Source organism: Tissierella sp., assembly GCF_052089545.1.
Lineage (GTDB): Bacteria > Bacillota > Clostridia > Tissierellales > Tissierellaceae > Tissierella_A.
Genome location: NZ_JBQDAA010000117.1, coordinates 1 through 7,483 on the forward strand (window position 1 = coordinate 1; position 7,483 = coordinate 7,483).

6 protein-coding genes are annotated in these 7,483 nt (G+C 32.0%); all 6 read right to left on the minus strand.

The window, feature by feature from the left end:
- A partial coding sequence (locus tag ACTHW2_RS08780; protein ID WP_442263569.1) for a glycogen synthase occupies nucleotides 1-1,269 on the minus strand: 1,269 nt, incomplete at its 3' end.
- 3 nt (nucleotides 1,270-1,272) lie between these two features.
- On the minus strand, nucleotides 1,273-1,872 hold the full coding sequence (locus ACTHW2_RS08785; protein ID WP_442263570.1) for a hypothetical protein: 600 nt from the start codon (nucleotides 1,870-1,872) through the stop codon (nucleotides 1,273-1,275).
- A 5-nt stretch (nucleotides 1,873-1,877) separates the two neighbouring features.
- Nucleotides 1,878-2,417, minus strand: coding sequence for a sugar phosphate nucleotidyltransferase (locus tag ACTHW2_RS08790; protein WP_442263571.1), 540 nt, complete (start codon nucleotides 2,415-2,417; stop codon nucleotides 1,878-1,880).
- Between the two features lie 11 nt (nucleotides 2,418-2,428).
- On the minus strand, nucleotides 2,429-3,565 hold the full coding sequence (locus tag ACTHW2_RS08795; protein ID WP_442263572.1) for a glucose-1-phosphate adenylyltransferase: 1,137 nt from the start codon (nucleotides 3,563-3,565) through the stop codon (nucleotides 2,429-2,431).
- A 13-nt stretch (nucleotides 3,566-3,578) separates the two neighbouring features.
- The gene (glgB, locus tag ACTHW2_RS08800; RefSeq protein WP_442263573.1) at nucleotides 3,579-5,462 is read right to left on the minus strand and encodes a 1,4-alpha-glucan branching protein GlgB; all 1,884 of its coding nucleotides are present in this window, start codon (nucleotides 5,460-5,462) and stop codon (nucleotides 3,579-3,581) included.
- Nucleotides 5,463-5,589: 127 nt separating this feature from the next.
- Entirely contained in the window at nucleotides 5,590-7,452 is a 1,863-nt protein-coding gene (locus ACTHW2_RS08805) for an ATP-binding protein (protein WP_442263574.1), read from the minus strand.
- Between the last annotated feature and the right edge of the window lie 31 nt (nucleotides 7,453-7,483).

Genomic DNA, 7,483 nt, shown 5'->3' on the forward strand with positions numbered 1-7,483 from the left:
TTTAAAGCTGAATCCATTTCCCTCACCAGTATACTTATTGTAAGGCTCTACAGTATCTTTTAAGCCTCCCACTTCCCTAACTACTGGAATAGTACCATATCTAAGAGAAATGAGCTGAGATATGCCACACGGCTCCGACATAGATGGCATTAGGAATATGTCACTTCCTCCATATATAAGATGAGCCTCTGCTTCATTAAAGTAAACCCTTGCAGCCATTTTTTCAGGATATTTATTTTGGAAGTAGGAAAACATATTTTCATATTCCTTATCTCCCGTTCCAAGCATTACAAATTGTATATCTTCTTGGAGGAGCTCATCTAATATTCTAGATACTAAGTCCAGTCCCTTCATTTCGACTAATCTACTTACCATAGATACTAGGGGTACACTATCATCTACTGGAAGTCCATACTTCTTTTGTAGTGCTCTTTTGTTTTTTCTTTTTTCTTTTATTGTTTTACAATCATAATTTTTTACTAATTCTTTGTCTGTTTTTGGATTGTATACTTCATAATCTATACCATTTACTATGCCTCTAAGTTTTCCTTCATGCTGTTTTATAATACCTTCTAAAGTTTCTCCAAAGAATGGATATTTTATTTCTTCGGCATAGGATTGAGATACTGTAGTTAAGATATTACTATATACTATTCCCGCTTTCATCATATTTATATTATCAAAATATTTTACTCCATCTTCGTGGTAATAGTATTTTTTAGAAAGGCCTGCCACATCTTCTAAGATTGACTCTGGAAATACTCCTTGATATTTTAGGTTGTGCATAGTGTGAACAGTTTTCATATCTCCATAAAAACTATCTCCCCTAGCAAAATCTTCCCTATAAAGAGGTGTAAATCCTGCGTGCCAGTCGTTACTGTGTAGTATATCCGCTTTAAAATCTAAAAACTTAGGTAGTTGGGTTGCTGCTTTAGAGAAAAATATAAATCTTTCTCCATCATCTAGTTCTCCATATATATTATCTCTTTTAAAATAATATTCACTATCTATAAAATAATATATTACATTTTTATATTTATAGGAAAAAACACCTGCGTACTGGTGTCTAAATCCAAGATCTACATAAAAATATCCAATATATTTCATTTCTTTTTTATATTCTGCCGGTATTTTAGAATAAAGAGGCATAACAACTCTTATGTCAACACCCATTGTTTTAAGATAAGTAGGAAGGCTTCCCGCTACATCAGCAAGCCCTCCTGTTTTTAAAAACGGAACAGATTCGGATGTTATATAAAGTACCTTCATTTTTTATTCATCCTTTCCTATTCTTTGGTTTTTTTCTACTACATAAGGCATAGATGAGTTTCCTGCTATCCTAGCATTAGATTCTATGCATGTATATTTGTCTAGTATAGAGTTTACAACTACAGCTCCTGGTAAGATTTCAGATTTTTGCATGACTATAGAGTTTCTAATGGTTACTCCTTGGCCTATTTTTACTCCTCTAAATATTATAGAATTTTCTACATTTCCCTCTACAATGCATCCATTGGCTACAATAGAATTTTGAACTTTGGAGTCTTTACCATACCAAGTGGAAGGTTCATCTTTTGACTTAGTAAATACAAGTCCATTTTCATAAAATCTTTCCTTAGCAATATCATCATTTAAAAGATTCATATTTGCATCATAAAAGTTTTTTAGATCAGATATGTTTTCCACATGTCCTTTAAATTCATATGTGTTTATATTGTATTTATCTCTATTTCTAAGCATGGCATCTCTTAGATAGTTTATGTCTCCTCTTTCTATTGACTGTCTTATAAGTTTTAAAAATATTTCCTTTTTTATAAAACCCATTTCTAGAAATAGATTGAATTCTTTTTCTGTTCCAAGATTTAAGCCCATACTTTTTAAGTTTCCATACTTTTTAAGTTTCCATCCTTATCTAGGATCATTTTATCATTGTTTATAAAATCGCCCTTTGCATCTTCTTGTTTTTTATAGATAAGAGTAAAGTCTGCATCTGTTTCTAAAAAGTATTTAAATGCATCATTTAAGTCTACTTTAGCTAATATTTCAGGATTACATACAAATACATATTTTTCTTTAGCATGTTCAAAAAATGTTTCAGTACTATGAAACTGGTGAATATCGCCTGTATAAAACCCATAGTCATTTTCTAGTATTGGAGGAAATAAAAACAGTCCATTAATTCTTCTATTTAGGTCCCATGGATTACCATTTCCTATGTGATCCATGGTAGATCTCATTTTTTTACCTGTATAAAGTGCTACAGATCTTATTCCGTTATTTACCATATTTGAAATTGTAAAGTCTACAAGTCTATATCTTGCTGCAAATGGCAACATATAAACCGATCTGTGTTTACAAAGTCCGCCAAACTTATTTTCATTGTTTCTACCGTTTATTACCCCTATGCATCTATCCAATTTGCTCCCCCCTATTCTTTTAGTATGCCTTCGTTTGATACAAGATATATGTCCTCTCCATCTAATTCGCCTATTGTTTCTCCTTCTTCTACAGTTATTCCTTCAAGGATTACACAGTTGTTTAAAACAGCATCTTTTTTTATAAGACAGTTTGACATTATAACTGCGTTGTTTACAACTGCTCCTTCTTCTATTCTAACTTCACTAAATATTATACTGTTGTTTATTTCTCCTCGTATAGAACACCCCTCGTTCACAAGAGAGTTATTTATAACAGCAGTATCACCAATATATTGGGCTGGAAGGTTTCTAGATCTTGTATATATTCTCCAGCTTTTATCATATAGATTAAGTGTGTTGGCATCGTCTAAAAGATCCATATTTGCCTGCCAGAAGCTTTTTACTGTTCCTACATCTTTCCAGTATCCTTCAAAGCTCCAAGTATACATCTTGTTTCCATCCTTTAACATTTTAGGAAGTATGTCCTTTCCAAAGTCATGGCTTGATTCTTTGTTAGCTGCATCTTCTATAAGATAATGTTTTAACTTTTTCCAGTTAAACATATAAATTCCCATGGAAGCCATATTACTTTTTGGATTTTCTGGTTTTTCTTCAAATTCTACTATTTTCATATCTTCATCTACATTTATTATTCCAAATCTTGGTGCATCCTCCCAAGGTACCTCCATTACTGATATGGTTACATCAGAACCTTTTGCTTCGTGTTCTTTTAGTAATTCATTGTAATCCATCTTATAAATGTGATCTCCTGAAAGAATTAAGACATATTCGGCATCTATTTTTTCTAGAAAGTCAATATTTTCAAATATTGCATTTGCCGTACCTGTATACCATCTTCCTCCATCTTCAGATGTAAATGGTTGGAGTATTCTAAGTCCGCCTATGTTTCTATCATAATCCCATACGGAACCTATTCCTATATGAGTATTTAGTAGAGCAGGTTTATACTGGGTTAAAACACCTATATCTGAAATTCCTGAGTTTGTAGCATTACTTAATGGAAAATCTATAATTCTATATTTTCCTCCAAACGGAACTGCAGGTTTTGCGATGTTTTTTGTAAGCGTCTTAAGTCTTGAACCTTGTCCTCCTGCAAGGAGCATAGCAACTACTTTTTTCTTAATCATACCATTTTCCCTCCTATTTTTTTCTCTTTAAGATGAGTCCCCCAAGTGGTGGTAAGTTTACATTTATTCTATATTTCCTATCATGAATAGGCTCTTCAAAAGTTTTGTAAGTTTTGATTCTTGGCGTAGATCCTCCATATCTCTTGTGATCACTTGTTATAAGAGTTCCATATTTTCCAGGCTTATCTACACCTATTGGATAGTCTACTCTTTCTACCGGTGTAAAATTAAAGATACATATTAGCCTTTCATTTTCACTAATTCTTTCAAAAGCTAGTATACTTTCACTATGGTTTTCATGTTCTATCCATTTAAATCCATCAAATGAATCATCCCTTTTATAGAGAGCTTCTTCGTCTTTGTAAGTTGTGTTTAAATCCCTTACAAAATCTTGAAGCTTTTTATGGCTTTCATATTCTAAAATATTCCAATCAAGTTGATTCCATTCATCCCATTCTTTAAATTGACCAAATTCTCCACCCATAAACATGAGCTTTTTACCAGGATATGCATACATATATAAATATAGTAGTCTAAGATTAGCAAACTTTTGATCATATTCTCCTGGCATCTTATCAAGTAGCGATTTTTTCATGTGAACTACTTCATCATGACTTAGAGGTGATATGTGGTTTTCTTTAAATACATAGATAAGTCCAAATGTTAGTAGGTCTTGTCTTGATTTTCTAAATAGTGGATCTATCTCCATATATTCAAGAGTGTCATTCATCCAACCCATATTCCATTTAAAATCAAATCCAAGTCCTCCCTCTTCTACAGATGAAGTAAGTCCTTTATAAGAGGTGGATTCTTCAGCTATTTTTAATACATCTGGATAATTCTTTGAAAGAACACTATTTAATCTCTTAAAAAATTCCATAGCTTCAAGGTTTTCATTTCCTCCATATATATTTTTTACACCTTTACCCAAAAGGTCATAGTACAATATATATGATACAGCATCTAATCTTATGCCATCTATATGGTATTTTTCTATCCAATAAAAAACATTTGATATAAGAAAACTTAATACTTCAGGTTTTGTAAAGTCAAAATTGTATGTTCCCCAAACATCATTTTCTGCTTTCCTCTTGTCTAGTGATTCAAAAAGGTAAGTTCCATCAAATCTTTGAAGTCCATGTCCATCTGTTGCAAAATGAGCTGGAACCCAGTCTAGTATAACCCCTATACCATTTTTATGGAATTTATCTATTAAATTCATAAAGTCTTTTGGTGTTCCAAACCTAGAAGTAGGTGCATAGTATCCTGTAATTTGATAGCCCCAAGAGCCATCATATGGATGTTCCATAACAGGCATAAGTTCTACATGTGTGTAGCGCATCTTTTTTACATACCTTACAAGTTCATCTGCAAAATCATCATATGAGTATTGGATGTTTTCATCTCGTTTTTTCCAGGATAGTAGATTAACTTCGTATATAGACATGGGTTCTTTTTTATAGTCTTTTTGCCCTCGCTCCTTTATCCATTTTTCATCAGACCATTTAAAATCTTCTATGTCATAATATTTTGATGCAGACTTTGGCCTTTCTTCTGTATGGAAAGCATAAGGGTCTGCTTTCATAAGTACTTCTCCTTGTTCACTTATAATTTTATATTTATAAGAATCAAATTCTTCTACTCCTTCTACACATATGTTCCAAAGTCCACTTTCTGGTATTCTTTCCATAGGAAGTGTTTCCTTCCATTGGTTAAAATCTCCTACCAAGAAGATTTGTGCTGCCCTTGGTGCCCAAACTATAAATCTTACATATTCTTTTTTCCCCTGTTTTATCTTGTGTGCTCCTAAAAAATTGTATGACTTATAAAATGTTCCTTCATGAAAAAGATGAGCATCAAACTGTCCTTCTTTTATATAAAAATATTCCCTTTTCATAAAAATACCCCCTTTTTAGAAATGTTAGAAATTTTAACTTCTTGAGTTTTAAATAAACATACTTGTCCATCACCATATATTCAATATCCCCATAGTTAAATAAGTATGATAGACTTCTTGCTTTTATTTATCCTTTAGATGTATCTTTATTATATTGTTTTTCTTTATATCTGTATCCAAATATAGTCTCCTCTTTATCTATATACCCTTTTTGGACCATTTGATTTAGCTTTTCTTTTAAATCATTTATTGTATAAGTTATTCCTGTATCTTTTTCTAGCTCCCGTATAGTATCTAAAAGGTTGTCCTCTATTATTGGAAGAACTTCTTTTATAGCATCAAAGAGTCCTTCATCCTTCTCTTGCATCCTTTCTTTTAATTCATCAAAAGGATTTAAAGTATGAGGACTTGCAGTAAGCGCAGCTCTAATTCTTCCATAAACTGTTCTACCAAGTGTAGCTGAGGATATAAAGACATCTCCTGTACGAAGATATGGGAGTCTCCTTGTTTCTTCAACTGTTAGGTCTGTTTCTTCTTGAATAGTTTTTATATCTGAAGCTCTTACAGTTCTAAATATAAATTTGGTGTTGAGTTGAGCTGTTATAGTTTCATCTAAAAGAGTTGGCCTTTGGGTTGCAAGAATTAAAAACACTCCATATTTTCTACCTTCTTGTGATATTTCTTTTAGTATAGATTTAGAAGGAGTTTGATAAGCTTTAGGAGCAAAGTTATGTGCCTCATCTGTAACTATTATAAATGGTGGAAAATAGTCAGCTGTTGTTTTTTTATAAAGAGCATCCTTATAGTCACGTCTTTTATGATAAAGATTATTTAAAAGGTAAGTAGAAAAAACTTGAAGTATTCTAGTATTTCCTTGAAGTACCATAAGTTTTCCATCTAATAGACCTGTTTCTATTTCTTTTATATCCTGAGAAAATATGCCCTCATTTTCTAATCTCTTAAGTCTCCAAAGTATTCCTCTGACTGAGTTATAAGGACAAGTTTTATCAAAGCTTAAAAATAGTTCCTTTCTCTCTTCCCAAGCCTTTTTTTCATCTTCTCTGTCTGCATAAAATATCCTATTTTCTATTTTTTCTATATTCCCTTCTTCTTGAGCTTCTGTAAGCATCCTAAGTCTATTATAAAAACTTGTATAAGAATCCTTTCTTTTAAATATTATATCTACTACATTGTTCATTGAGTCGGTGAGTTGACTTGAAGCATCTAGTAGGTTCTTCAGATCTCCTGCTGAAAGATCTTCAAATTTAACCCCTATATGAACTCCTACTTGGAGACATTTAAATTTTTCTTCAAAACCTACAGCTTCATCTAAATATCCAGGTGTATCTGAAAAGTCCATTTCAAAATGTGGGTCTAATACTATAGTTGGAATGTTTTGAGTCATAAGCTCTTCTAAAACTACTCTAAGTCCAAAAGATTTTCCAGATCCCGACCCTCCAAATACCCCGATATGCGGATAATGGTGTTGACTTTTAAGATCCATTATATAAGGTATTTCTTCTTGCTCAACTAACTTATCTTCTTCAAAAGTATAGAGTATGTCCTTAAATTCTTCGTCCATATCTTTTGCCATATCATCTGTGTTTCTTATAACACCTAGAACTAGTCCATCTTCTACACTTGATTGAATCATTAGATCCTTTACTTCAAAAAACTTAGGCAGTCTTATATCAGAACCTGTTTGTATAGGATAAAGCGCTTCATTTAAGAGTCTTACTTTTGAAATATATATAGTGTCTTCATCTATATTGTAACCGAGTGCTTTAAGAGACTCGAGTACAGATGAATCTACCATATCACCATATATATTTAATGGAATATATCTATTAAATGTTTTTGCTTCTACTACTTCTCCCATTATATCTCCTTGATATGGATCTTCTATTATTAAAAATTCATTTATTCTAAAATTTCTGTCTTTTGATCCTATAAAAATTTCTTGTTGTGTTGTTATTCCTACTACTTTCATCTCTTCCTCCTAATTTCTCTTATTTCTTTCT